This window comes from Haloarcula terrestris, from assembly GCF_031624315.1.
GTDB classification, from domain to species: domain Archaea; phylum Halobacteriota; class Halobacteria; order Halobacteriales; family Haloarculaceae; genus Haloarcula; species Haloarcula terrestris.
The window spans coordinates 16,117-42,645 of record NZ_JAMQOM010000015.1; the positions used below are offsets into that span (position 1 = coordinate 16,117).

The 26,529-nt window shown below is 52.5% G+C and carries 19 protein-coding genes; 7 read left to right on the plus strand and 12 right to left on the minus strand.

Features of this window, described 5'->3' with window-relative positions; all coding sequences use genetic code 11:
- Window positions 1-159: 159 nt before the first annotated feature.
- Genes NDI54_RS19270 through NDI54_RS19295 form a run of 5 tightly spaced genes read right to left on the minus strand, consistent with a single transcriptional unit; the run spans window position 160 to window position 10,284 of the window.
- Window positions 160-621, minus strand: a complete 462-nt coding sequence (locus NDI54_RS19270) for a hypothetical protein (protein WP_310897994.1) — start codon at window positions 619-621, stop codon at window positions 160-162.
- Window positions 622-623: 2 nt separating this feature from the next.
- Window positions 624-2,594 carry an AAA family ATPase gene (locus NDI54_RS19275; RefSeq protein ID WP_310897995.1) on the minus strand — a complete coding sequence of 657 codons (1,971 nt, stop codon included), beginning with the start codon at window positions 2,592-2,594 and terminating at the stop codon, window positions 624-626.
- Window positions 2,584-2,772 carry a CxC ATPase DNA modification system associated small protein gene (locus NDI54_RS19280; RefSeq protein ID WP_310897996.1) on the minus strand — a complete coding sequence of 63 codons (189 nt, stop codon included), beginning with the start codon at window positions 2,770-2,772 and terminating at the stop codon, window positions 2,584-2,586. Before NDI54_RS19280 ends, NDI54_RS19275 begins: the two co-directional genes overlap by 11 nt.
- Before the next feature lie 3 nt (window positions 2,773-2,775).
- Window positions 2,776-4,743 carry a DEAD/DEAH box helicase family protein gene (locus NDI54_RS19285; RefSeq protein WP_310897997.1) on the minus strand — a complete coding sequence of 656 codons (1,968 nt, stop codon included), beginning with the start codon at window positions 4,741-4,743 and terminating at the stop codon, window positions 2,776-2,778.
- A gap of 48 nt (window positions 4,744-4,791) precedes the next feature.
- Entirely contained in the window at window positions 4,792-10,284 is a 5,493-nt protein-coding gene (locus NDI54_RS19295; RefSeq protein WP_406600208.1) for a DUF5797 family protein, read from the minus strand.
- Window positions 10,285-11,289: 1,005 nt separating this feature from the next.
- Here NDI54_RS19295 and NDI54_RS19300 point away from each other — a divergent pair.
- The 3 genes from NDI54_RS19300 to NDI54_RS19310 all read left to right on the plus strand — a co-directional run bounded on the left by NDI54_RS19300 (window position 11,290) and on the right by NDI54_RS19310 (window position 15,562).
- A complete protein-coding gene (locus NDI54_RS19300; RefSeq protein WP_310897998.1) occupies window positions 11,290-12,135 on the plus strand; it encodes an N-glycosylase/DNA lyase in 846 nt (281 codons plus the stop codon).
- A gap of 210 nt (window positions 12,136-12,345) precedes the next feature.
- Window positions 12,346-14,430 (plus strand): RecQ family ATP-dependent DNA helicase, encoded by a 2,085-nt coding sequence (locus NDI54_RS19305; protein WP_310897999.1) that lies wholly within the window; start codon window positions 12,346-12,348, stop codon window positions 14,428-14,430.
- Window positions 14,431-14,671: 241 nt separating this feature from the next.
- The gene (locus NDI54_RS19310) at window positions 14,672-15,562 is read left to right on the plus strand and encodes a GIY-YIG nuclease family protein (protein WP_310898000.1); all 891 of its coding nucleotides are present in this window, start codon (window positions 14,672-14,674) and stop codon (window positions 15,560-15,562) included.
- A gap of 83 nt (window positions 15,563-15,645) precedes the next feature.
- Here NDI54_RS19310 and NDI54_RS19315 read toward each other — a convergent pair whose 3' ends face one another.
- The 4 genes from NDI54_RS19315 to NDI54_RS19330 all read right to left on the minus strand — a co-directional run bounded on the left by NDI54_RS19315 (window position 15,646) and on the right by NDI54_RS19330 (window position 22,019).
- Window positions 15,646-18,513 (minus strand): UvrD-helicase domain-containing protein, encoded by a 2,868-nt coding sequence (locus NDI54_RS19315; protein ID WP_310898001.1) that lies wholly within the window; start codon window positions 18,511-18,513, stop codon window positions 15,646-15,648.
- The gene (locus NDI54_RS19320; protein WP_310898002.1) at window positions 18,510-21,098 is read right to left on the minus strand and encodes a PD-(D/E)XK nuclease family protein; all 2,589 of its coding nucleotides are present in this window, start codon (window positions 21,096-21,098) and stop codon (window positions 18,510-18,512) included. Before NDI54_RS19320 ends, NDI54_RS19315 begins: the two co-directional genes overlap by 4 nt.
- 124 nt (window positions 21,099-21,222) lie before the next feature.
- Window positions 21,223-21,720: a hypothetical protein gene (locus NDI54_RS19325; protein ID WP_310898003.1), complete on the minus strand. Its 498-nt coding sequence runs from the start codon at window positions 21,718-21,720 to the stop codon at window positions 21,223-21,225.
- A complete protein-coding gene (locus NDI54_RS19330) occupies window positions 21,717-22,019 on the minus strand; it encodes a ribbon-helix-helix protein, CopG family (RefSeq protein WP_310898004.1) in 303 nt (100 codons plus the stop codon). The genes NDI54_RS19325 and NDI54_RS19330 overlap by 4 nt, the downstream gene beginning before the upstream one ends.
- Before the next feature lie 467 nt (window positions 22,020-22,486).
- Here NDI54_RS19330 and mntA point away from each other — a divergent pair, with 467 nt between their 5' ends.
- Complete coding sequence (mntA, locus tag NDI54_RS19335) at window positions 22,487-22,918, plus strand: type VII toxin-antitoxin system MntA family adenylyltransferase antitoxin (protein WP_310898005.1); 432 nt, start codon at window positions 22,487-22,489, stop codon at window positions 22,916-22,918.
- The gene (gene hepT / locus NDI54_RS19340) at window positions 22,911-23,339 is read left to right on the plus strand and encodes a type VII toxin-antitoxin system HepT family RNase toxin (protein ID WP_310898006.1); all 429 of its coding nucleotides are present in this window, start codon (window positions 22,911-22,913) and stop codon (window positions 23,337-23,339) included. Before mntA ends, hepT begins: the two co-directional genes overlap by 8 nt.
- A gap of 41 nt (window positions 23,340-23,380) precedes the next feature.
- Here hepT and cutA read toward each other — a convergent pair whose 3' ends face one another.
- Together cutA and NDI54_RS19350 are read right to left on the minus strand one after the other, a co-directional pair.
- Window positions 23,381-23,689: a divalent-cation tolerance protein CutA gene (gene cutA, locus NDI54_RS19345; RefSeq protein ID WP_310898007.1), complete on the minus strand. Its 309-nt coding sequence runs from the start codon at window positions 23,687-23,689 to the stop codon at window positions 23,381-23,383.
- Window positions 23,690-23,787: 98 nt separating this feature from the next.
- On the minus strand, window positions 23,788-24,552 hold the full coding sequence (locus NDI54_RS19350) for an HFX_2341 family transcriptional regulator domain-containing protein (protein ID WP_310898008.1): 765 nt from the start codon (window positions 24,550-24,552) through the stop codon (window positions 23,788-23,790).
- 314 nt (window positions 24,553-24,866) lie between these two features.
- Here NDI54_RS19350 and NDI54_RS19355 point away from each other — a divergent pair, with 314 nt between their 5' ends.
- Window positions 24,867-25,217 carry a DUF7344 domain-containing protein gene (locus NDI54_RS19355; protein WP_310898009.1) on the plus strand — a complete coding sequence of 117 codons (351 nt, stop codon included), beginning with the start codon at window positions 24,867-24,869 and terminating at the stop codon, window positions 25,215-25,217.
- Window positions 25,218-25,326: 109 nt separating this feature from the next.
- A complete protein-coding gene (locus tag NDI54_RS19360) occupies window positions 25,327-26,226 on the plus strand; it encodes an ROK family protein (RefSeq protein ID WP_310898010.1) in 900 nt (299 codons plus the stop codon).
- Window positions 26,227-26,327: 101 nt separating this feature from the next.
- Here the strand turns inward: NDI54_RS19360 and NDI54_RS19365 are convergent.
- Window positions 26,328-26,529: hypothetical protein (locus NDI54_RS19365; RefSeq protein ID WP_310898011.1), on the minus strand; the 202-nt coding region annotated here is incomplete at its 5' end.

Here is a 26,529-nt window from a genome sequence, read left to right on the forward strand (position 1 = left end):
CCGAGACTACTTTACCGTCAATCTTCGCTGCTGAGTTATCGAAAAGCTAGTCAAGCGAGCGGTCTTTTAAAATTAAAATTGGCATGCAGTATACCCATATATAAACCCACATTCAAATAGATTAGCTAGCAAAAAAATGAATGAACACGAGACAACAGATCATACTCCGTTTAAAGCTTCGTGATACTGTCGAAGGAATTGGTCAAACTCGCCTGGAGCTGGGATTTCATTTTCCAGAATACGATAACCCCGTTCAGCATAACAATTCAGTAGCGTTTTACCATGAGAAGTCAGACGTGTTGGGTCTGTAGAATCTAAGATCTCCAGCATAAGATGTCTAATTTCAGTTTCAGCTCTTTTGGGTATATTTTGTCGTTCAATTTCTGCCATTATTAGTGCTGCATAAATCTCATATTTTTGATCGTCGTAATCAGATATGACGGAGTCAACGAAGGGTTCATCCGTTGGTTCGTCATCAGTTCGAATCCGATCTCGGGCTTTAATCCCGACCATCGCTGCCAGGTAGTATTTATCCCACATACTGTCGAAGTCACCTGTAGAGCTGTTCTGCTCAATCTTGTCGAAATAATCACGAGCCGAGGAACTAAGCCTGAACGACATAATTACTCTATCCCCGCAGTGGTAGTTGTTTCCTCTTCCTCCGAGGTAAACTCCATGAAGAAGTCCCGATCCATATGCTTCCTAACCACTCCTGGTGTTTCGGTCTTGTGAGCGGTATAATATTGTATGTCTGCAGACCCATTGTGCGACCGAGGCTCTAAATTCTGTACAAAACCCTCTTTCTCTGTCGAAATGACAAATGCAACAAGTTGATCGAACAGTCCAGAGATGATCGTTGCCACTTCACGCCGAACCTTGTGATCTAGACTGACAGCCGGACTATCGATTATAAATGGCATATCTACTTGCGAACCCTCGAACAGCGTGGAGAGGTAAGCATATGCAACTGACAGAGATTGCCCTTCTGACGACCCACTCTTACCCCGGAGTTTGATTGAATCATCAACCGACTCAATCTGGACTTCAGATAACCCTAGGATCTGTTTCAGACGTTCATTTGTTTCCTGAATCTGACGCTCTTTAAGCTCCGACAAACTACGATCAATGAATTCATCAAATAACTTTTCTAGCTTGTCGGCCTGTTTACTGAACTTTACCGTATCACTCGCCTGTTCAACTTTCTCCTTGTACTTGTTGACTTCACGCTTTGCTTCGGGGATGTTGGTCTTCCAATCTAAGTCAAATCGCTCGCGTTGGCCTTTATCATCCGTAGTCAAGAGATCAACCTTTTGTTGCTTTTCATCACGCGCGTTTCGCTCAGATTCGATCTCTTCAGTGAGTTCTTGCTTTCTTTCTTCCAACTCTGGATCGTCCAAATCTAATTGATCTTGCTCCATCTCATTTTCCTTGAGTTGCTGGCGGGTGTCAGAGAGTGATTCAAACCGAGATTCGAAATCTTCAACCTCGGCTGTGTTACGCAACTGTTCCTTGAGTGTATTTAGTACGCCAATATCCTCGTCAGATAGGTATTCCTCAGCATTCTTACGAATTTTTTCTCTATGTTCCTCGTTTAATATACGCCCGCAAATGCAAGCCTCTCCCTCAGCTAGCTCATTAAAGAATTCCTCAGACGTAGATTTAGGTAATTTCAGAATAGTCATATGTTCCAGCAATTCTGAGAAGTCTTCATTAAAACCAGTTGAAACTGCGCTGGGCCTCCTCATATCATCTAAGAGGTCGCTCGCATCGCTTTGGAGCTTCGTCTGCAGACGCTGAATCTCCTCTTCCAGTTCTTTATACCGTTCTAATGCTTCTTTATCCTCAGCGATGATGTCCTCGCGCTCGTCTTTTTTTTCTTTAATTTTGGAACTGTGCTCCTTAATTTCCTGTTTAAGCTGATCACGGCGATTCTTCAATGTCTGAAGCTTATCGCGACGCGAATTGAGCCGTGTACGTAACTGTTTAAGTCCCTGAGCTGTTTTCGCACCTTTATTTTCCTGGCGTTTTTCAACTATTCGGTCGATACGCTCCCTTTGGCGTTCAATTCGGTCTAGTCGACTAACTATTTTAAGAGCGTTTTCGGCCGTGTCATGACCTGTTTCAATAAAATCATCTGTCAATTCGCCGTTAAAGACGAACAGGTTTACGAATTCCTCAGTAAGAGTGTCCTCAAGTTCGAGTGGTAGAAAATGGCCACTATCAGTTCCACCACCTTCTCGCTGTGGATAGGAGTGGCGATACTGAACCGACCCCATCTCATAGTCGAGTTCCATATGGATCCGAAACCGAGTAGAATCCGTGGCAAAGGTCATCGAAAACTCTCCTTGATCAGGATCATATTCTGGGGCGTACTCTGGATCCGGAGCAAAATCTTGGACCTCCCCTTCTTCTAACTTATTACCGAGAAGAAGATGCCTGATGAGTTCCATGGTAGTTGTCTTCCCGGTTCCATTCGGCATCTGGACTAACGAGATATTGTGCGTTTCATTGGATCCGTCTCTCGTGAAGTCCAGTCGTAAATCGCCGAACTCTCGAATATTCTCGTACCGAATATTCTCAACTCTAAGCTTCATCTATATCCTCCTCAGATAGCTTGATATTCGTGATGAGCCGTTCTAAGTCATCATCCTCTGCTTTACCTTCCATAGCGTTTTGACAGAATCCCACAAATCGCTCTTTGAAAGTGTCCTCCTGCTCGTATTCTTTTAGAACTTCCGTAGCAACTTCCTCATATGAGAATTTATCAGACATAAATTATTCCAACTGAGTTACCGTATTCAGTTCTCGAAGCCATTCATAGCGGTCTTTATCAGGGGGGGTCATGCTCTGATCCTCATCGTCTGCATCCTCAATAATCTCACGATTGATATCACTTCCAACCACAAAGTCTACGATATTAGCCTTTTTGTTAGGGTTGGATGGGTCCTTGCGTAACGCTCTTCCGATACGCTGAATCGTCGTCCCTCGGGAACGAGGTGCTGTGCACAATATAATGTTTTTAACCGACTGTATGTCAATCCCCTCTGAGATGGCTCTGCTTGTTACAAGAGTTGACAGTGTACCATGTGAAAATGCCTCTAAGTTAGATTCATCATCTTCCCCATAGTAAGTGTGAAAGTCATCGACGTAGTCGAATATTATCTGCTGCACTTCATGTCCAAAATCCTTAGTCTCTACAAAAATAATGCAGCTGTCTAAAATGTTGGGGTTATCACTCAAATATTCTCGTAGAATCGGGAGCTTCTGATGCGATTCTTTTCTCACTCTGGATAACATTATATAAAGTTGACTCTGAGGAATAGATGGGTTCTGTCTCTTGAGGCCAGCAAATTTACTAAAGGCTTCTTTCTGTGCTTTCTTATCATCGTCTGACAATTCGTAGGTGAGGGGAGTATAATCGAACTCGCATAGTATGCCCCGCCGAATTGCTGATTCCAGTCCAAATTCATATACTACTGGCCCAACTTCATTTTTCAGAAATTCATTCCGATCCGGATCATAGGGATCAAATGGCGTTGCACTTAAACCGAGCCGATAGGGGAATACATCCAACTTCCCCCCTAATTGCTCTTGTTTCGCTTCCGCCCCCATATTATGTACCTCATCACAAATTAAAAGAGAATCTGCGAGTTTGTCTTTTGTATCTCCTTCAATAGCATCACCGAGATTCGCATACGAAGTCAACAGTACCTCAAGTCGGTTGTTATTCGATGCCAAGTAGTTTCCGAGCTTTTTTTCACCACCATACTGACAGTAGAGGAACATTTCATGAGGAGAAAAGTGTTCCAAAATAGTGTTTTTCCACTGATTGAGTAGATCGTTTCCATGAGTTGCTACGACAAGGTTTTCAATTTCATCATCTCGAAGCAGTTGATCAAGGACTTTGAGCGAGGTCCTTGTTTTCCCCGTTCCAGTCGCCATTTCAAGTATCCCGGCTTCGGCTTCGATAAACGCGGTTACCGCCTCTTCTTGATGCCGCCAACGATATGGACTTGTTAATTTAGTTTTCTCTCCGGGGTCTTGATATGGGCGTTCGTCAGAGCGAAGCTCAACGATATCCAGATTCACGCTATCTGGGAGGCTGAAACATTGGACACCAGATTTCTTATTATCCCAGAGATCATCAAAGCGCTGCTCATGCTGTTGAACTCTAGTCTCATCCAACTCTGACCGCCATGACGTGAAAATCGAATTGGCTTCATAGTTTGTGAGGCTCTTTCGGCTATCATTTTGTGAACCGTGGAACGCTATCTTGTCGCCGAATTCATCAATGATGATTCCCCATTTATCATGGAAATCACCGCCAAGGGGGTCCTGAGCGACGGCAATCTTGATTTGTAATAAACCGTCCGCAATCAACCAAGCGAGAGTATTTTGCGTGTTTTCTTTTAAGTTTGTGTGAAGATCGCCAACTAACGAATCCATTTGAGAGTAGAGTTCCCTATCACGTTGAGCGGCTTCACCTCGCTTGATTGCTTCCCAATCGTCGGTGGCCAGCTTTGGGCTAATGATCCATTTCGCTGTCCCCCCGTTATCAGCAAGACCCGCCATCCCGGTAGCAGCTACTTCGAACCAACTGCTAGTGAAGTAGCCAACTGCGCGTTTGTACTCAGTCGCCACCTGTAGACAAGGGGTATAAAAGTCTTCTATCAGGTCATCTGTAGCAGTTTCCTGCAATAGTGGAAGTTCAATATCCTTTAGCCGAGTATTGGTTCGATCCATGTTTGGATGTCCGTTTTAGTCGGGTATCATTAATTCATCGCCAGGGTTTTAAATACCATCGTCAAATAACATCTTCTTCTTTAATGCATCATCTATTTCTCCCGAATTATCTTTGGAATCTGCATCCCCATCTGATTCTTCGGATTCGCTGTATCTGCTGTCGGAATTTGATCTTAATCCGATCTCTCTGTGGAAATCTTCCTTCGTAGCATCCCCTGGGAGAAGACCTGCCGCTTTGTAGGCATTAATAAGATTACCAAATTCTTCTTGATATCGTTGAAGAGCATACTCGCTTTGTTCTTTGATTTCATTTGGACCGGGAAGATGGTCCACCTTCTCTGTGAGCTCAACGAGAGATATAATCAGGTCGCGTCGTTGTAAATCCGTCTTATCAGGTGATTTGCCGTTACCAGGGGTCCCTCCTTCGGGATCCTCAATTAACGACTCTCCCATCTCAGTTGCCCGAATATATGAATCCTTGTCGCGGTAGTAGTATTCTGAGAGATGAGATTCCAGGTACCAATGGACTTCACTTCCACTTTTAAGCGCCCACTGATCTTTCAATTCGGCATTTTTTGTCGGTTGTAAACGGACTATATCGCGTAGCCGATTAAGCTCCTCCTCATCCAGTTCATTTTCAGGATTAGATTTTTCTGATTTTTGCTCATCTTTACCGAAATTAATGTCACCCGTTGAATCGATGTTCGGGTCCGCCAGATTACAAGCATCCTTCCAGCTATCAAAATACTTGGTTACGGTCGTAGCCGATACGCATCCGTGTTTATTCATCTCGACCGTTGAAGGCCGTCTACCGAGTTGCTCCCAAACTCGCTCGATTTCACTCAGGAGTTGCGCCTCCCGATCAATTCCGGACTCACTGAGAGCTTCGTCCCACGACCCAAATCGTTCAGTATATTGATTAACTGCGTACGCCCCATTTTCCTGCATATCCGTTGCCTTCACTAAGCCATCAGTCTCGTTAGAGAGCCGATTAAGTTCACGAATGAGGGCGCCCTTCGCAGGAGTTTCAGATTCCTTCGTGGGATCGTCGTTCTTTTCGTTATTACTTGTCTCCTCCCCCTCGCTCTCATCATTATTTCCCTTGCTAACGCCCGCTGCTTCGAGTGTGTTTTCCCAAGACTCGAAATACTGTGTGTATGCCGAGGGGAACTCAGAATGTTTATTGAACTCGTCAGTATTGGGGAGATGGCCTAATTCACCCGCGACCCGTTCCACCTCCTTTAACAGGGCCTTCCGTTTGTCATATCCTGCTTCTGCAAGTGCATCATCTAAGCTACCAAATTCAGATGTGTAGTCGTACTGGGAGTATTCAGTCTGCTCCCGGATATCATGTGCGAGCGGGATCCGACCTAGATTGTCGTAGAGGTCTTGGAGAGCATCAACCATCTCCTGCCGCCTTTCAGTAGCCTGAGAATTGTCAGCCTCCGACGCGTCTTCCTTGTTGACATCCGCCGCTTCGAGTGCATCGTCCCAAGACTCGAAATACTGATTGTATACCCCAGATAACTCAGAATGCTCCTGGAAATCGACAGTACTAGGTGGATGGCCCAGTTCATTTGCGACCCGTTTCACCTCCTTTAGCAGGGCCTGACGCTTGTCATATCCTGCTTCTGCAAGTGCTTCATCCAAGCTATCGAATTCGGATGTGTAGTCGTGTTGAGAGTATTCTGTCTGCTCCCGAATATCAGACGCAAGCGGGATCCGACCAAGGTCGTCATAGAGGTCTTGGAGGGTCGCAATCATCGCCTGCCGCTTTTCATTCTGCTGGGAATTAGCCTCCAGTCCCTCCGAAGCATCTGCTTTGTCACCAGACTTGGCTTCCGTGACATCCGTCGCTTCGTCGACGCTCACGTCATCAGTTCGGGACAGCCCCTCGTCGCTCGCGTCATCCGACTTATTTTGAGCAGTATCTAATTCCCCAGGAGCAGCTGCTTTTCTTCCCCCCTCGTTATGTTCCCACTCATACCCCGCGGCTTCGTAGAGGGTCTGCCAGGAGTCAAAGGTGTCGAGATACACGTTGGTATCGTATTGTCCCTTTGCGAGGAGTACCCCCGGCTTCGGGGTATCCCCGATTTTTTCGGCCACCCGGTCAAGCTCCCAGAGCAGTGCGTAGGGGGTTGGAGCCTTGTGTTTATCGGGACCGGATGACTCAAGACACTCTTCAAGCGTTGTATCCCACGAGCTAAATCGGGTAATGTAGGTTATAGAAACATACTCGCCAAGTGCGTCCACTTCCTCTCGTGTCGGCTGCCGACCCAGTCTCGTCTTGATATGTCTAAACGAAGTCCGAAGCGACTGGTCAAGTCTCTGCGTATCAATGCCCGCGTCGGAGGGAGTGAACCCGATTGTCGAAATCGCTGAATCGATTGTAGGGAAGGCAGACTGATAGGCAGTTTCCGGATAGCGGCCGTATTCGGCTACCAACTGAGCTGAAAGTTCGTCTCCGAACTGGTGTTGAAGTCGGTAGAGATCGTCCAACAATACCCCCATTTCCCCAAAGCCAGTTTGAAATCGTAGTATAGACTCGAATCGTACGCGGTCAACCTCTTTACTTCGATAGTACTGAAGAGTTGGAACCGTTGACAATAGGTCGTAGCCGACCGCATTTAGCGTCGAAATCCACCCGTCAAATCGACGGATAGCACTTGCATAGTCAAATTGACCGTAGTCAGCATATTCATCGAGTGTCGGCGGGCGACCAAGTTCTTCACCAACTTGCTGAATGTTGTGGAGCAGCTCTTTATTCGACGGCAAATCGTCATCGTACTCAAACCCTGCCGCATTATGGATGTCAGCTATTGACTCGAATTTTTCGGAGAATTTCTCCAGAGAAGCACTACTATAGTAGAGCAGTTCGATCAGCTTTGGTGCTCGCTCCAGAAATTCACCTAACTGGCTGAGTTCGTCAACGAGGACGCGCCGCGGGGCGTACTCGCTGCCGCGAGTATCGGAGTGTTGAATCTCAAATAACCGGTTGAATGCATCATCAAGTGATCCAAACTGTAAATTGTAGTGCTCAACGTCAAATGAGCCGATTTCTTCGAAGCGCTCTCGGGCATCTGACCTGCCTTTTCGTTCGACAAGCCAGTGGAGTTCGCGGAGTAGGGCAGTGTGCGAAGGTATTTTACTGCTTGCATCTGGCGGTTCGTCAAGCGGTCCCTGAACAGGTCGTCCTGACGGCAGATCCAGGTCAGACACAGAAAGTGCCTGTTTGAATGAGTCGAAATGTGATTCGAGCTCTGTAGCTGGTAATGAACCGTAACGGTCGAATTCCTGTCGTGATGGTTGATGACCAAGCTCCTCGCCGACTTCCTGGAGTTCCATCAGTAACCTTTCGGCGAAATTGTCCTGACTGCCGTTTTGGATCCCAGCCTTACTCAAAGCCTTCTTCCATGTTGGAACATCGTCATAGATTTCATCAAGCAGATCTAGTGTGTGTTCTCGTACGCCGAATGGTAGCGGAACTTCCTCTTTCTCCAAGTGTAATTTTCGGAGGCTTTTGATCCAGTTGTATCGATCAGTGTTGACCGATTCGAACCCTGCGGCCTTGATCGCTGCTTCAATTGACCCGAAGTGGTCCTCGTGAAGCCGAGGTGGATACGTCGCATGTTCCTCAAGGTTTCGCCGCATCGGAGACATACCCACCTCGTCAGCTACTGATCGCAAATCCTCGCACAATGCGTCCCGAACATCGAGATTAGCGGCCTCTAAGACATCGTTCCAGGTACCTAACTGACTACCGTACTGGCTGCCTGAGAATTCGCTTCGATTCATTCCTTCCTGATACGTTGGCGGACGTCCAAGTGCATCAGCAGCCTCTCGTACGGGGTCGAGGAGTTCTTTTGTAGTAGAAGTATCCTGCTTAACAGCTTCACCACAATCATCAGCGTCTTTGGAGTCGCTTCCGGCGAATCCATTGCCCTCCTCGGTTGCGTTCAGATCGGCTGCTTGGAGTGCACTTTCCCAGTCGTCGAAATAAGCAACAAACCGTTCAATAATGTAACGACCATGCTTTCGAACATCCTCTTTGGTCGGCTGTCCTTCAACCCTATCTGCGACATTTTGGAAATCCGTTAAGAGATCCGATGCCGGATCGAGATCAAGTGAGTCGAGTAAACTATCGAACGACTCATAACGCTCCTGTAAGGTGGTGGCGGATACTTCGGTCTCAGAAAGTACTTCATCACGGGTAGGCGTCCGGTCGTGGCTATTATAGATACGGCGAACTGCGTCCGGAAGTGGCCCAGTTAATTTACGCTTTGTTTCTAATTGTTCAATGTATTCTTCTGCCTGTTCCACAGTAAGTAGTCCATCAGCACCAAATTCGGAACACGGTGCACAAACTGAGACAGGAGACTCTCCGATTTCGATGTCAAATTTAATACCAATCGGCCGACCACAGCCATCACATTGCTCTTCTGGGTTGCATTCGGCAAATTCAATATCGGCGCTATGGAGTTCATCGAGATACTCTCTTATACTCCCGACAGCATCTTCGAGTTTAGCTTTTGCCTGCTTCGGATCGCTCGCTTTTTGTGATGCCGTTTCGCTATTGCGTGCAGTTCTAAGAAAGTCATGCAACCTCCGATGAGTTTCAGTAGGTGTTATCGCGTTGTCCCGAACTCGCAACTCTGTGCGCACTCGCTTGATATGGCTTTTCTCCGGTATATCATCCAGTTCAACACCAATGGTTTCGACAAAATCATCTAAACAGGCATGAGCCTTCTGGTACTTGTCACTCGCCACATTAATATCGCCATTTTTGAATGCGGCGTCCCCATCCTGCATAGCCTCCTGGACATGTTTGAGCACCGACTGGGCAGTGCGGCTAGCAGAGATACGGTCAGTCAGCGAATCGATCTCTGTGTCGAGATCTTCGAGACCGCCGTCGCGCGCAATTGCTTCTTTCCATTCACTAGCAACGCCGAAGCATTCCCGGGCTGTATCTATCAAATCAGCTGCGTACGACAGGTCGCCATCGCTGATAGCCTCCTTTGCGTCAGCGACGTGCTTTCGCGTCTTCGACTCGTAGACGTTGTATATTTGTTCGCGAATGAAATTAAGTAATGAATCGTGGTTTTTGACATTTGCACCGAAGAACCGGTACGTCTGTTCGGCAGTCTCAACGAGGAGTACCAGGTCCGACCAAAGTAGTGACCCACCATCTACTATATCAACCGTATCAATCTCGGTATACTCAATATCACCCGTAATATCCCCCTCGCTCGCGCCAACCGCATAGAGAATTCTTTCACTCGTCACAGCTGTCATCGCGCGGTAATTATCAAGAGACTCTCGTTGGGGGTGCCCATCAATTGTTGGGGCTTTTTTTGTTGAAGCGAATAGGTAATGAGGTATCTCGTTCACGGAAAAGAGTCTATAAAACGGTCTTTCAGAGAGATATCCCTTTGAAAATAGCCCTCCCTTTCCTTGGCCGGTAAGCAGTTGGCGGTCTATGTGGCCTTCTGCTTGAGAAATGACGCGATCGATATTCACGCCCGAGTTGTCGATAGGCTCCATTAGATCTGTACCTCAGTTAGCTTATTTATACTTAAAGTATCTTAAACGCTTCCCGGCATTATCATAATAGATATATCTAATAGGATCGTGGCTGTTACACGTGAGAGTACAGGTATTCGATGGACGAGAATTCTGAGCGATTATTATCGAGACTGGCGGCCTGTTCTAGCGCTCACTCGTCAGCAAATACCCCGGCTTTGTCGTCGTCCCACCGGACCATAACGTGCTTTAGAGTCTCAGGTCTACACATAGAATGATACTTGTAGTTTAAATGAGTGGCCCAGCTGAGCTTCAGCGACTGGAATTATCCGCGAACAACACCCCCGAATCTCCGTATTTAGCTCCTCGAAGTGCATAAAATTACGTGCTGTAGTGATGTGGAAGAAAGCATTGGCCCGGCTGGGAGTCTGTGATTTGCCAACCCTCGTTGCCATGTTCGTTTTGTAGATATTGTTAGGGTGATGGTTGAGGTTATTGTTTATCCACTTGAAATGCTCTCAGCTGTCGATAAGTCATATCCCTTCTCCTGTAACATCAGCAGATTATTCAAAATAGAGTGAAGCATCAAATATACTGATTCGGTCTTCCGACTCGCTATCGACTGAATTCATTGACGGCACCAGTGTTGCGGTTGGATATGTACTCGTAATAGCCGCAGTGGCGTTTCTGGTACCTGCCTATGTTGGCCCAATTGCATTCACTGAGGCGGGACTTAATTCTGTCAATGTGATCGGAGCGGTTCTCAAGGCCGGAGTCTTGTATCCGGTCGTGTTTCGAGGTATCGGTGGCGCTATGCAGTTCTATTGTGGAGGTTCATCGTCGGACGGAGACGGAGAAGACCTGTCGAGCGAGGCAGTCGAATGAAATCATAGGCGGTGTTTGCTGTCCTAATTCTTTGTAGCGACTTGCAGGGTGTGTGATTTGTTCTATTATGATCTCTCATGGTGATTTCCGAGATTGTAGCTCGCCCCAATCATCAAGACGCATCACAGTCACACCCAACCAATGAACGAGCAACGCATCAACGCAGTCGCCGACGCCCTCGCGGCTATCGGATATGACGGCATTACAGCCTTCGATCGGACAGAGCCCGAATATGACACACTCACCTATCTCTACGACCGCTATGATTCCGAGGCCCACGTCAAACTCCTCGGGCTTCTTGCGGCAAGTCAAGACTACCAACTCAATGGCGATGGCCAACAGTTTTGGCAAGCCCTCGAAGACACCGCCACTAATTTTGAGCACCTCAACTCAACCCAAGCTGTCCGCGATCTCCTGGGTGAATTCGTGGAAGCGGATGTCAACGCCCGATTGAACGAACAAAAACGTGACCGGTTAGTCCGTGTTCTGCAAGCCGGGTTCGATGAATGGTTCGTCGCTAACCATGCGTCGGTCACGCCGCTGGAAGTGTGGGAACGGTTTGCCGACGATATGCAAACCCGGATGGAATCGAAAACCGTAGTGCTCGCCATGAAGATATACGATATCGCCCATCTTATCCGCCATGACACCTATCTGGAGTTCCCGCGTGAGATTCCGATTCCCTGTGATCTCCAAGTCGAACGTGTTTCCACATCCGCAGGCATCACCGACTCCACCGATACTGACACCGTCCTCGATGCATGGGCCGCTGTGATGGAGGTAACGAGCGACCAGCTGGGGCGTCACGTCTCACTTTTACGGATCGACTCGATAATCTGGCAGGCTGGCCAGATTATCGGCAAACACGAACCTGATCAGCAAGCAGCCCAGGAGGCACTCCAGCAGCACTTCCAGACGGTCGGTCTCGATTCCGAGCCGGCAACCAACTTAGCACAGGAGTTGACATTGCTGCTCGAGTCCGCTTAACGAGACATACTGATGGCGAATAGATCGTGCGGGCGATTGATACCTGTTCAGATTACCTGACAACGAAACAGCCACCCAGTCTTAACAATGGTCTCGTCAGTGCCCGGCCAGTTGGCAACTCAATCTGTTCAATCACTGAATCCTCGCCAATCCCCAAACAGCCCCTCAGTCAGCCGAACTATTATCAGGATTGATGGGAGTATCAATTGTGTGCCGTCGGCTACTAACCCCGTTGCCAAAGCCCAGGCGCAACAACTCCTTGAACGCTCCCTTGGCCCCGATGCCCAGTTCCGTCCGGATCAGTGGGAGGCTATCGACGCTCTGGTCAATGACCAAGCCCGGCTGTTACTCGTCCAGCGAACCGGCTGGGGGAAGAGTACGGTATATTTCATCGCGACAAAACTCCTTCGCGACCGCGGGGCCGGGCCGACGCTGATTATCAGCCCTCTGTTGGCGCTGATGCACAACCAGATCCAAGATGCCCAAGACGATCTTGGACTTGACGCCCGGACAATCAACTCCAACAACACGGAGGAATGGGCCGAAACCAAGGAACGCGTCCGAAATGGTGAGTGTGACATCCTGCTTATCTCGCCGGAACGGCTAGCCAATCGCGAGTTCCAAGAAGACGTCCTGGAACCCATGGATGATGACTTCGGCCTGCTCGTAGTTGATGAGGCTCATTGTATCTCCGATTGGGGCCATGATTTCCGGCCGGATTACCGCCGGATCAAACGCATCCTGCAGGAGTTGCCCGATCACATCCCGGTCGCAGCAACGACGGCCACAGCCAACGATCGTGTCGTACAGGACGTCACCGAACAAGTCCCCGAGCTCGACGTTATCCGAGGCCAATTAGTCCGGGACTCGCTCCGCATCCAGGCCATTGAGCTTGGCTCTCGGGCTGAACGCCTGGCCTGGCTGGCGGAAAATATCACCAATGTCCCCACCGCTGGGATCATCTACTGTCTGACCACTGATGAAGTCGAAACCGTTGCGGCATGGCTTACGCGCCAGGGATTGACCGTCGAACCGTATCATGGCGGCATGGATGGGGAGCGACGGCGAACCCTCGAACAACGACTGCTGGACAACGATGTCGACGCGTTGGTCGCAACCAACGCTCTGGGAATGGGATTCAATAAGCCGGACCTGGGCTGGGTGGTCCATTTCCAGCGGCCCCCGAATCTCATTCGCTACTACCAGGAGATCGGCCGGGCAGGACGTGGCCTCGATGAGGCCTATGCCATCGTCCTGACTGGTGAGGAAGATGATCGAATCGCGGAGTACTTCATCGAGAGCGCGTTCCCCGAACCAGGTGATTTCGAGACCGTTCTCGAGACGCTTGAGGCCAACGACGAGCCGCTGTACAAATACGAACTTCTTCAACGGGCGAACATCTCCTGGAAGGTCGCCTCGAAGTGTCTCGGTATCTTGCGGGTCGAAAACGCAATACTCCGTGTTGATGACGGGTTCACACGGACGAACAAGGAGTGGACCTATGATCACGAGCGCATCGAATCAATCACCGAGTTGCGCCGGCAGGAGCTGGCCCAGATCCAGGCCTTTGTCGAAACTGATGCGTGCCTGACCAAGTTCATTGATGATGCACTGGACGGGACCATGGACGGCCCCTGTGGCCAGTGTGCTAACTGTGTCGGGGAGTTGCTCCCGACAACCATACAGGATGCGGGGCTCATCACGGCCGCTGAGGATCACTATCGGGCCGAGTCGTGGGACACTATCGATGCTCGGTACTACATGCCATCTCGCAAGGGCGGCCGGTCGAAGATCGCGGACCATCGCAAACCCGAGGATGGCCGGGTGTTGTGTGAGTATGGCGCGCCTGGCCTCGGAGAGACGGTCCGCGAGGAACACGAATCAGAGGCCCCTTACAGTGACACGGTTGTTTCAGCTGCTGTGCAGCATCTCCGGACCGAGTGGGATCCCGAGCCGGCCCCAGCGTGGGTGACGGCTGTCCCTGCCTACGATGGCTCGAACCGGGTCGAAACCCTCGCCCAGGCAATCGCATATCGCCTGGACCTGCCCTATGAAACAGCCTTGCGGAAGGTCGAACCCACTAACCCACAACAGGAACTGGCGAACTCTTACCAGAAGCGCTGGAACGTGGAGGGCGTCTTCGAAGCGACGGATGCCGTCCGGTCCGGACCAGGTCTCCTGGTTGATGCCACCGTCAACTCTCGGTGGACGCTCATGGAGGCCGGAATGACGCTTCGAGATGCCGACAGTGGGCCGATCTATCCGTTTGCACTTGGGAAACGACAGCGGATTTGAGCTTCACAGCAGACTGGTAGCATTATAGAGTATTCCGCAAAAAACGGCCTTGAGAGAGATAGGTCACAATTCGAGTAGAAGTTTCGCCGGAAACCTACCGCAGCCAGCGCTGAGGGACGATCCAGATTGTTGTGATCGAATGCGGGATGATTACAGGAACTCTCGCTCCATCTCGTATACGACTCACCCGCTAATATGTCAATGAATAACTTAAAATAAATTGGAATTAAATGTGCGAGTCATGGCTGATTTTCGGACGGACATCAACCGACTCCAGGATAACAACACCAAGTCTGGACTCAAAGATAAGTTGGCACAACGCCTGGGCGAGCGCACAACAAGTGTTAACCCCCTCACAACGGCCATGTTTGAGGAACTCCAGCCCGGGACACGCCCGGTCGAATATGCGCGTCAAAGTGAGTATTACACTCCGGACACCTCTCGGGTCGCCACGAATGCGATCGCGCTGAAGATCCTACTCCACGAGCAGGTTGGTCGACCACTATACGAACCAGTCGAACGACTGGTCAAACAGGATTTCGCTGAGTGTATTGTGGCTATCGATGCATTTCGTGATGGGATGGAGTCTGGCAGAGGACTTCATACTCCGACAACGTTGCCGGAAAATGTCTCTGGATTCGTTGATGAGCCGCCAGACAGAGCAGATACGATTGCGTCACCATTCGGTGTCATTGCTGACCTCGATACGTCACAAACAGCGCTGGAACTCGACGTTCCGGAGGCCTCCCATTATGTATACGTGTTAGATTGTACGCCCCCGCTCAACGATGAACCGGGACAAATCTGGGATCGACGTCGGGCGGTCAAGACCAAAATCGAGGCGGGGATTCCACTGTCACGTCTGGAACCAAAGGAACGTGCCACAGACGCGTTGAATCAGCAGGAACGAGTTTACTACGTTGGTTCGACAAGCGATCCCACCAAACGGATTCAGGAGCATATGAGCGGCACAGACAAGAGCGGTGTGAATTTCACCAATTCGCTTCCACCGCAGGCTGTTGTTGAAGTCACTGGCTGTAACTCACGACAGGCTGCGGAATCGAACGAAGGTGCCAGAGCGAGGGAAATCCATCGCAAAGACGGTCTGTTTGCCTACTCTGACGAGATGTGAAATCTGGCTACGTAGCCCTTGGACGCCTTATTGAGGCATAGTATCGAACATCAAGCCCCACGAGGATAAGTTTCTATTCTGACCTACTGATGGTCCCGCACTAGCTCACGGAGAGTCTGCTTCGTCATTGGCTCGATTGACACCAGCTCCCCACTCGTGGAGTAAAACAGGCTCGTGGTCACCTCCCGATCCGGATACTCACTGGCGAGCACGTGATAATACACGCTCAGTTGCTTGCGGTACTCGTCCTGTGCCCGTCGGCTTCGGTCAGTCTTGTAGTCGATGATCTCGACGCGATCAGGCGTGATGTGGACCAGGTCGACGATACCCGTAATCGAGACACGCTGGCCATCGATTTCGAGTGGCAGGATGGCATCCTCCTCGGTGTACAACTCCCCATTCAGTTCATCCAGCAACGCTTGGATACGCTCCTCATGGGGATTCGACGGTGAAACCGACTCACCCAGCACGTAGGCCTCGGCGAAGTCGTGCACCTGCGAGCCAAAGTCTACTCCACTCGCTTCGTCAGCATCGGCCTCACCGGCGTTGGCCTCCGACTCAGTAAACACGGAGTCATCCATCAGTGAATGGGGACTGTAGCCAACCGGCCCATCGGGTGTTGCTATGCTGAACGGCAGCTGTGCCTGGACTGACTCGTCGGGCTGGCTCGCCGCAATCTCTGGCGCCCCCTCAGTAAGCTCTACCGGAAGCTCGGAGAGGAACGTATTGGGGTCGGACCCACCAGCGAACACAACGTGACTCTCGGCCCGCGTGATGGCTACATACAGGAGCCGCCGTTCCTCGTCGTAGTTGTCTGGCAGACACTGCCGCATGACATCGTAGCGCCAGTTGTCGTAGACGTGTGGATACTCCGCTTCTTCAGCGTAGACTTTGCGCTGTCGAATACCCGTCGCCTCGTTATACTGGAGGACGCCACTGGTCCGACCACGCGGCGGGAACCGCCCCTCGTTCATATTGGCCAGGATGACGATCGGATACTCCAGGCCCTTCGCGCCGTGGATCGTCTGGACCGTCACCGAATCCATATCAGTGGTCGTATTGATCGCATGGGTACTTCCCTGGTCAATCGCGCGTTCGATAAACTGGATCAGATCCCCGCGGGTCAATGTCGTGGCATCGTGGACCGACTGGATATGCGCCAGCAGCTCCCGCGCATAATCACCAGTCAACCCGTAGCGATCGAAGACGCGTCGGGCCAGCGAACTTACTGCCTCAAGCTCCCGCAGGGTCTCCCGAAACTCGGTCATCGCTGGCGGGTAGCTCTCTCGCTCCAGCTGCGCATCGATCTCATCTAGCGTATAGCCGGCCCGCTCCAAGACGACGGCCCACCCGCGGTCCCCATCGGACTCGACGATCCGCAGCCACGCCAGTAGTAGCTTCGCGGGGTCACTGCGATACAGTTCAACCTCCCCGTCGTAAGCCATCGGCAACCCATACTCTTCAGCTGCAGCCAGCAGCTCTCGTCCGTAGTCACGTGTCCTCGTCAGGACCGCAATATCGCCGTGGCTCGGGGGTGTGGGGTCGCCATTCTCGTCTTCGATTCGATACTCCGTGCTGCCGACGATCGACTGAATCTTGGCCAGCACTGCCTCGTGTTCGTCCGCGTGGTGAATGGCCTCGATGCTGGTCTCGTCGAAGACGGCATTCGAGGACAGCGGGTCGACACCGACGGGCTCGTCGATGCTTTCAGAGCTCGTCGCTGGCGTGGTCAGCGCATTCGTCGAGAAATCCAGCAGTGTCTGTGTCGACCGGTAGTTTTCTTTGAGTTCGATGTACGTGATCCCATCCGTCCCGAATTCGACCCGCTGGGAATCGGCGTTCAACTCGCTGCGGAATCGCTCCAGCCTGGTGTCGAACTCCGCAATGTTCTCGACAGCGGCGTACTGGAACGAGTAGATACTCTGTTTCCAGTCGCCCACGACACAGAGATTATCTGTGTCAGCAAGCAGCAGCGCCAGCTTGAACTGAATCTCACTGGAGTCCTGGAACTCATCGACCATCACGTACTCAAACCCAACGCGGTCTCGCAGTGTTGGCTCTTCACACAGCGCCACGAAGGCAAACAGCTGGAGGAACCCGAAATTCAGGTAGTTTCGTCCCAGTGCGAACTCCAGATACTCGAAGTAACAGTCATGGATGAACGCCAGTAGCTCATCCCGATCCTCCTCGAAGACCTCGCGAGCAACGCTGTCATCGAGTTCCTTGGTCCCCCGGCCACCCCGGATGTCCGACTTCGATGGCGCGGACTGCCGGTAGGTTTTGTTTGTTCCGAACCGCGAGAGATCGTCCCGAAGCGGGGACTGCTTGCGCCCGTCGTTGCGGGCCTGATTTTGGGCATCAAAGTACTCCTTGAACGTCTCGTAGTCTCCCAGCAGGTGTTGTGCCCCATCTCGATACCAGCCGTCTGCAGTCGGGAAGACACCCTTGGCAGCGAGTTCGTTGATGAGCGAAAGGGGTTCAGTTGGCTCCGAGAGTGCCCGAAAAATGTTGTTGTACTCGGGATGGCGGTCCCGAAACTGACCGAAGAACTCACGGAACAGCTCGTCCTCGAGCTGGCTATCCTCGAGGATCTGTGTCCCTCCGGTGATCCGGTCGTCGATGCCCAGATGCGTCGGGGCTTGATAGCCGTGTTCGTCGAGCAGGTCGTGACAGTACGAGTGGAACGTCTGGATCGGTGCGTCGGCCAGTTCACGCATCCCGTACGAACAGTGTTCGACGATACGTTCGCGCATCTCGGTGGCTGCACTCCGAGTGAAGGTGACAAGCAAGATGTCCTCGGGCTCGACATCAGGCTGGTCGACGATGTTCGCATACCGGCGTGTGATGGCGAAGGTCTTGCCGGTGCCAGCCCCGGCGTCGACGTGGTAGATCCCCTCGGTCTCATCGATCAACTGTTGCTGGTCCTCGTTCGGGGTGGGCTCGTCGCTCATCGGCTATCCTCCAGAAACATATCGCGATGATCGATCCGGCGATAGTTGGGTTCGCCACCCAGGCCCTCGATGGGGAATCGCTCCTCACCAGCCCGATAACGATTGATTTCCGTCAGTCGGTCGGCAACGAATCCTTCGAACTGGTCGAGATCACCCTCGAAGAAGTTGCGCTTCCGGACGCCGTTGAGCGCTCGAATCGCCTGGTCGGCCCCCTTCTCGGCATCAACGTTGTCGCTGGTTTCCTGACGTACGGCCTCCGCAAACCGGTCGGCGAAGTCGGACTCCCGTACCGCCGACCGATCTGTCGTGTCCGGGAACGTGAGGTCTGTCATGATATCGCTGTAAGCCGTGAAGCCGAGGTCCTCAAACGTCGCCACGCAGTCCTTGTAGCCATCCAGAAGGACCTCGTACGCTGCACGCGTTCCGACGAACTCGTCGAACGACTGGGCATAGTAAGAGACCGTCGTCAGCGTGTCGTCGATGTCCGCGTCGCCGGTGATCGCATCTTCAAGCGTTTCGAGGAAGTGGAAAAACGAAAAGGATAGCTCCTCACCTGGCTGGTGGGTGCGGAACTGTGCCAGGTAGGCAATCGCCTGGTAATTGACCGTGTCGCTGGGCGGGTCCATCGCAGCCTGTTTGCAGACGTCATAGGCTGATTTCTTCGATCCGCTCTTGTAATCGAGCAGGGCTGTGGGCCCTTCCACGAGGTCGATCTTTCCGTTGATGCCGAGGTCTGGATTAGTAAACTGGCGTTCGGTAAGCGGCGAGTCAACCGGGCGATCGAAATACGATGCGAAGAAGTTCTCATCGGGGTCTTCAGCCGGGGGGAGATCGGCAGGTGCCGTCGGTGGATGGGCATCCAGATACTCGACGATGGTTTCCAGCCCGATTCGATACTGACGCCGGCGTAACACCCGATCCGTCTCAGGGTAGAAGGGCTTGGCCTCCTCAAGCATGATATCGACCACCTCCGAGAGCGTGTCTGTGTCGATGCTCTCTGGGTAGTTGACGTAGAACTCCGCGAAGTCATGAAACAGATTCCCTTCACGGAAGTAATCCTTGTCAGGGGAGTTGACCAGCCGGCTGAAGAGGTATTCCCGTGGGCTGTTGACGAAATTGTTGAGGCTGGTCTGACTGATGGTGTCGACGGTCTTTGACTCGACTGGCGGCTCGATGGCGGTCCTGGCAAAGCCATCACGCTCGCCGTCAACTGTCCGATCATACCTGACTGATTCGAGGTCGCTGAACTGCTCGAATGTCTCTTCGAGAAGTTCTTCGAAGTAGAGACACGGCGTCACTGGCTGGCCCCCAGCGGTGTCCTCGACGAGATAGTACTGGTCGTCACCGCTCTGAATCAATCGCTGGAACCGACGGATATACCGATCGAACTGTGCCTCAGTATCAACCCAGGGCCGCTGTGGAGCACTGTTGGTCCAGCCCTCGTCGAGTCCGAGGAAGAACACGGCCTGGCGGTCGACATAGCCGGCAGATTTGGCATCCGCGAGCAACACGCCCTCGTTTTCTCTGTCTACAGGGACCTCGTAGGTATCCAGATAGAAGCTCAAATCGCTGACCCGCGGTTCCGTAATCGCTGTATCGTCCAGCCCGAGTGCCACAAGTTCCTCCCGGAGACGGTCCAGGGTTCTGTCGGCCTTCTCCTCGTAGGCCGTAAGAAGCGAGCCAAAGGTTCGGTCCTCAATCGTCTCACACACGTCGGTAATCCACGCGGTTGCTGGCAGATCAATCGTTGCCAGGCGCTTCTCAGTGTGCTCGATATCAACATCGGTCCCGAGTCGTGACAAAATCGGGGCTACATCGCTGACAGTCGTCTCGGAGCCACGATAGGCCACGCGCAAGAGCCGCAGTACTGCTCGCACATCGGGGTCGTGGATAAACCCCGGCCCTCCATAGTAAGGAATATCCGCAGCTTCAAGCGCCGATTCGATTAACGGTGAGTACTGGCTCGAACTATCCAGCACCACGGCCACATTGTCAGCTGACTCTTCGTCGATGGTATCCACGACCGCGTCGACGATCGCCGATGGTGACCTGAAGATATTGAACACCGGGTAGTCGAAGGCGTCGTCGGTCAACAGGGAATACGTATCATACTCCGAAGGCAGAACGGACCGTTCGAGTTCGGTGAATTCTGGGAGTCCGACGACAGCAACCGACTGGTCCGAATCCACTGTGAACTCTGTCAGTTGCTGTGACGTCGACTGGAGCGAGGAGAGACCATCAACCACCGTTTGTGTGGTCGGGTCATCGTAGGCTGAATACTCCAGGATTGCTTCGGCCTGTCCGTGGTGCTCCCAGCACTGGAGAACGTTCCCGATAGCGTAGGACAGGGCTTTCCAGGAATCGTCGACAGTATCTGCGAGTTCCAGAAAGGCAGTCCGGTCCTCGGCCTGCTCGCGACGCCCAGCGGCGAGTCGGCGTGGGGTGGTTGCGAACGTCCCGAACTGTGGCCGGTCGAGTCGGCGGTTGAGGGCACTCGCAAGTGGGGCGTCAGGGACAAGCACGAGGTCGTACCCAGCGACCTGCGCATAGAGTTTAGCCAGTGACTTCGCGCGCTGAATGGGCACAGAGAGTGGAGGAGAACCAGTGGCAAAAAGATGGCCCCATTTCAGTGGTTATTGGTGAAATCACGTTCCGCAGATTGGCTATTGCCTGGTGGACAGGCGAGAAACCGCGCGGAGGCGTCACTTCTTACGACTCATCGAACAGTCGGCGCGCGTACCGGTAGATCGGCGCGTCAAGCCAGTCTCGCCCAGTAGCGATCGTTTCGAATGCGGTTTCCGCATCCGCAGAACTGAGCGCGCCACGCTTGACGAGCGCTCGGAGCACGATCGGTGACACCACCACCTCCGCATCGACCAGTCCCTCTAGTTCGGGAAGTGCTCGATAATCGTCCGTCACGAGGAACGCGGCATCAACATCGCGGGCTGCGGCGACGCAACTCGCTTCTCCAGTATCGATACGACTCGTTTCAAACGGCGCGCCGTCAGCATCCTGCACCGTTAATGCGTCTGTTTGTCGAAGTGCAGTGGTCGCCGCTGTGCCGTGTCGATCATCGTACTCAGCCGTCTCTTCGAGTTCCTCAATGACTGTCGATGTCGTGACGACATCGAACGCTGCCAGCGTCTGATCGAGCACAGCACCGACAGCGAGTGAAATGAGCGCACTCGTATCGACGACGACAGTCACAGGTCTGCAAGATCGTTAGCGAGTTCCTCGCCCCGATCTAGCACGTGCTTTGACGCACGCACTGACTCGGCATCCTGCCGACCGATGACGTCCGCGAGTTTCTCAAACTCGATCTGGCCGTCGAGATACAGTTCCACGACCGCCTCCCGGAAGCTTTCATCAGACTCTTTCTCTTCAAGATACTGCCGTAGTGCCTCAATCAGGATCTCGGTCCGATTCTTATGCGTGACTTCCGCAGCGACATCCGCTTGAGCGATCAGCTCCTCCGGGAGCCGGAAATTCACACGCTTCGTGCTCATTGTTGTATGCACGTTGTGTGTACAATTATATAGAAGTGTCGCCAGTCACCCGTACGCACTCGCTACCGGGCAGGAAATCCGTCCGCCCCACTCTTCATCCTTGACTAAACAGGACCTCTGTGACATCCCCCAGATGCTTCTGATAATAGCACTTCCGATAATCGTACTTTAGAGTATGATACTTCAAAGTATTATATCACGCCAGGAAACGGACAACCCCCAATATCTGCTCCTGTATGCAAACCTCGACGACCTCTACAGGTGAGGCAGGCCGAGTGTCTCGGAGCAGGCCATTGCTGTTGTTGACACGAATGTCCTGCTGATTTGCAGCCGTGTGTGGAGGTCAATGGAGACACACAGTACGGTACGGTGTGTAGCTACTTCGCAACGCTCGGTCGCTATATCGGGCTTTGCCCAGCGCTCGGGCCAGCGGAATTCTTTTGTGACGAACTGCCATCTTTTGAAACATGACGATCCCCGGTGACCGTTCCGAGGTTCTCGACGAAATCGCTGCGTCGGTCTGCCCCGACCCCGATGTCGAGTACGTGGTCGTCTTCGGTTCACAGGTTTCTGGGGAGCCGACGGCGTCATCCGACCTAGACCTTGCCGTCAAATTCGTTGACGACCTCTCCGACCGAGAGCAGTTTCAAAAGCGGTGTTTTCTTTCGGGCAACCTCCAACGGGAGGACGCACCATTCATCGACGTCACAGACATTGAAGCACTCCCACTGGACGTAGCCCATGACGTGGTTAACGGAGAGCTTGTCTGTGGCGACGAGGAAGCGTTCGAGCAGTTCAAAGCGGAAATCGAAGCAGAGTTCAGCGAACAACGGGAGACAATTCGCCGTCAACAGCGAGATATCATTGACCGTATCGCGGAGGACGGTCTACGTGGCTGACGAACGTGTTGTCTCGGTCAAACTCGAACAGATCGAACAGTACCATGGGGAACTGAGGGAGAAACAGGAGACTCTGTCCCGCACCGAGTTTCTTGAGAGTACAACCGAACAGCGTGCTGTTGAGCGAATGTTCGAAAACGCCATCCAGGCGTGTTCCGACCTTGCTAACCACATCGCCACCAACGACTTCGACTTCAGTGGCAGTAGTTCCAAAGAAGCGATTCGTACGCTGTCTCAGGAAGACGTCATCGACGAAGAGACGATGACAACACTCGTCGCTGCAGTCGGTTTCAGAAACGTCCTTGCACACGAATATGGACACGTCGATACTGAGGAAGTCTACGCAACGCTCCAAACGGGACTCGCGGTATATGATGCGTATAGTCGTCAAGTTGCGCAGTGGTTCCAAGAGAAGGCCTGATTTTCAGCCGTGCGTGGAGGTCAATGGGGAAACACAATACGTTACGCTGTGTCCACAGTCTTGTTTCGCCAGTTCGAGAACGGTTCAAACGTATCTTTCTCATCAAAACGCTCGATGCACGGTACCTCGTAGGGATGCAACTCGACAATCCGGTCACGAAGATCGGGATACCGCTCATCAGTCGTCTTCGCCAGGAGGATTTCCTCAGTGTCAGTATGAACATCGCCCTCCCATCGATACACGGACTCACAGGCAACGCGATTCACACAGGCTGCAAGTCGTTCCTCGACGAGTGTCTGTGCAATCTCCGCTGCGGCCTCCTGAGGGGCTGTAATGTAGATCGTCGGCATCAGTTACTACATCGGGGTCGAGGGATTTCAGAACTCCCCCTCATTCACCTGCTGCAAAGCTACGCCTGCAAAGGCAGATACCTGCACGCCTGCCGAATTCAGTCCCCACCATCCACATACTGAAAGGCCACGTACGATTTCCGACCGAGTTCGGTCGGCCTGACGATCTTCTGGCGGCCCCGCTCCTCGATCTCGATATACTCCTTCTCCAGTAGCGGGTCGAGAATATGGTTTTCCAGCCGTCGATAATAGCCGTTGTAGGAATCGCCATCATAATGTGCTGCAAACGGCAATTCCTCCTGTTCGCCGAAATCGATGAGATCCTTCTTGCGAACGGAGTAACTGAGCCCCTCGCGCAGGCTGTCCTGTTCGGCGACCAGATACCCCAGGACTGCAATGCGCTGTGGATCGGGTTTCGCGATCGGGTACTGTGGGAGGTCCATCTTCGTCTCGACGCCGTGGCCGACAGGTTCGTCACCGGCCGCATACTCCTCGGCCCGGACGTAGTACGGTGCCGCTTTGCCGGTCACCATACACGCGATCATCCCTCCGATTGCGGTGATCTTGCTGCCGGTGGCGAGATTGACATAGACCCTGTTGCCGGCTGCGTGTTCGCTGACGATCAGGTCGGCGATGACCGAGATCGTCTCGTACAGGTCGAAGATATTGCACTCGATTTCGGTCGTCTCGATCGGACTGTCGGCGAATGCCTCGCGAACGTCCGCATGGTACGGTGGGCGTTCAATCCCGTCAAGCCAGTCCAGCAAGACAACCTTGTCGGCGTTCGATTCGAGTGCTGTCTCGACGATGCGGTCCTTCTCGAACCCAAACGGCATGATGTGAATATTCTCTGGAAAATCCATGGTGAACCAGTGACCAGTCTGCAGATCCAGCGGCCATCGAGCAACTGGCCTGAGCTATACAGTATACTGGTGAACCATACAGATAGTAATGATTGTAACGATACTTCCGTACTAACACTCATTCGTTGACATCCAGTCCGAGTGACTGTGCAGTCTCAGACACAGTTGACACGCGACGAGACGCAGTGGAATAGTCACAAACCTGGAATCGAGCATGACCAACAGCCTGGCGAGCTCGGGCAGTGGACGTGTACTGGTCTGGTCGCTTCCAGCCAGGACAGCCAACCCGAACCTCGCACCAGTGGGGTGGCCGAATGACTGGCGATACACCAACACAGGAGGCCATCCACGGGTTCGAAATCTTTCGTCACGAAACCCGGATCCAGATCGTCGAGACACTATCGTCAGCCGAGGTTCCGCTTGACTGTGCGACACTCGCCGGGGAACTCCCGGACGAACCGACTGTCTCCACACAGTCTGCCAGCAGCCAGGAGCAAGCACTGCATCACCTGCATTTGCCGGTCCTCGAGAAGACGGGTGTCATCACCTATGATGCCGAGGCTGAACAGATCACGACGTTCGATCAAGACCGACTGGCGACACTCATCGATGCGACACAGGACCTGCTCCGGTCACTGGAAGCAGGCGAAGGGTATGAACGATAGAGAGTCCAGATCGTAGGGGAACAAACACAGTAACGGTGAACTATCACCGAACAGCCACCCATTCATCATTATTGTTTATTTTTATTACATGTGCCGTTCTACGATATCTATGGGGTCTGTACTCGCTATCGATATTGGGGGGACGACAATCAGAGGCGTCAAAGCTGATGCGTCTGGTCTCCAGGGCGACCCGTGGACGTTCACGACCAATACAGTTGAGTCTGCGAATGCGCTTGTAGAGCGAATCAGTGACAGATACTCCGATATCGATGCGATCGGTGTTGCCGCTGCTGCTGTGGTCAACCGTGAGACCAACGAACTCCGGAACGTTGCGAACTGGGCCGGGTGGGACCTGACCCCGCTTGCTGACTCGTTTTCCGTTCCACTCGCGGTCGAAAACGACGCCGATGCGAGCGCGCTGGGACTGAAAATGTACGGTGATGTCGCTCCAGACGCGAACCTCGCGTATCTGACGCTCAGCACCGGTATCGGGGCGGGGATCCTCCGTAATGGCGAACTCATCCCCGGTGCTGAGGCCGGCTTCGTCAATGTGAACTGGGACGGTAAGATCCAGCACTCGGGGGTCAACGATCCCTGGGAAGGATATGCGTCTGGATCGCTATTCCCAAACCGCGTCCAGGAGTGGCTCGCGGACGAGGAACGAGACACACAACTCACAGGGAACGAAGACGCCAGAGCGTTTTTCGAAGCCGTTCGTTCCGGGGATCACGTCGCACGCGACTACTACACCCGGCTCAAACGAATCAACGCCGCTGGCATTGGGACGATCACGGATCTCTTCTCGACCGACCGCGTGAAGGTCGGTGGCGGCGTTGCGCTCAACAATCCAGCGTTGATTGACTATCAGAACGACCCATACACTCTCGAACCGGTCGACCTCGATGCGTACTGTATGACAGCGACGCCGGAGATCGAACTCACCTCGTTCGGTGTCGACCTCGAACTATATGGTGCCGCCGCCGCTGCAATCGACCGTTTCCAACCGTAACACCCCATCTAAAGAGTCCGATGGACACCGATACGACGGGCAATCTAATTATTGCACTAGTTTAGACACGAAAATCCAGCCGCTGGCAATTGGGAGGGAAATCACTCAGAGACGGGCCGAAACTCGAAGTCTGTCTGATTGGCAGGCGCCTCTTCTGGAACCTCTTTTTGATTGAGTGGCTCTGTAGTTTCGCTAGCCGCGACAGCTACGACTGCGTTATCTTGGTAGAAAGCGAAGAGACAGATTGGTTTGACATCCGAAATCCGCCTCTTCACCCGTGTTACGGTCGCTAAGTCTAAATCA